The sequence below is a fragment of the Haemophilus paracuniculus genome, assembly GCF_002015115.1.
In the GTDB taxonomy this organism is placed as follows: Bacteria; Pseudomonadota; Gammaproteobacteria; order Enterobacterales; family Pasteurellaceae; genus Haemophilus_E; species Haemophilus_E paracuniculus.
Genome location: NZ_MUYA01000017.1, coordinates 1 through 835 on the forward strand (window position 1 = coordinate 1; position 835 = coordinate 835).

An 835-nucleotide genomic window follows, 5' to 3' on the forward strand; every position below is an offset into this window, starting at 1 on the left:
CAGGCGGGCTGGAAATCCCTGTCGCCAAAGCCTTGGCTCGGGTGGGCTATCGCGTCTTGATTGCCAATCCGCAGAAAGCGGCACAATACGCCCGTTCACAAAATGTGGCGAAGACCGATGCGAAAGATGCCCTGAATTTGGCATTTTACGGACAAAACCTCGACCTCAAAGGCGAAGCGGAAGGTTTGCTGTATGTGCCACTTTCTGAGGCGGAAGAACGGCTGGAAGCCTTGGTGGTACGGCGTCGCCAGTTGGTTGATATGCGAGTGGCAGAACTGTGCCGTTTGCAACAGAGCCACGAAACGCAACAGCCCAACATTCAGCAACACATTGAAATGCTGGACAAACTGATTGCCGAGTTAGATAAAGACATCGACAATCACACAGAGAACACCCCCGATTTTCGGGACAAAGCAGCACTCATCAGTGACATCAAAGGCGTGGGCAAAAACTGTGTCGCCGTGTTGATGTCGAGCCTACCCGAACTGGGCAAATTGAGTGCCAAACGGCTCGCCTCACTGGTAGGCGTGATACCGCACCCGAAAGAGAGTGGGCAATGGAAGGGAAAATCATTCTGCCAAGGCGGACGAGCTATCGTTCGCAACGCCCTCTATATGGCAGCGCTGTCGGCGGTTCGATTCGAACCCGTGTTCAAAGCCTTTTACGACCGCTTGTTGGCAAGAGGCAAACCGAAAAAAGTCGCCCTCACCGCCTGTATGCGGAAGTTGCTGACCATTCTGAATGCGTTAGTCAAACGCAATGAAAAATGGGATGCGGGCTATCATTTATCCGCAGGGACGGTAGCGTAGATTTTTTTAGGGAACACAGTTGCTAC

Annotated in this window: 1 protein-coding gene; it reads left to right on the forward strand. The window is 52.6% G+C overall.

The genetic code is table 11. The features are described 5' to 3' along the window. On the forward strand, positions 1 to 809 hold an 809-nt coding region (locus tag B0187_RS09210), incomplete at its 5' end, for an IS110 family RNA-guided transposase (RefSeq protein WP_078237567.1). Between the last annotated feature and the right edge of the window lie 26 nt (positions 810 to 835).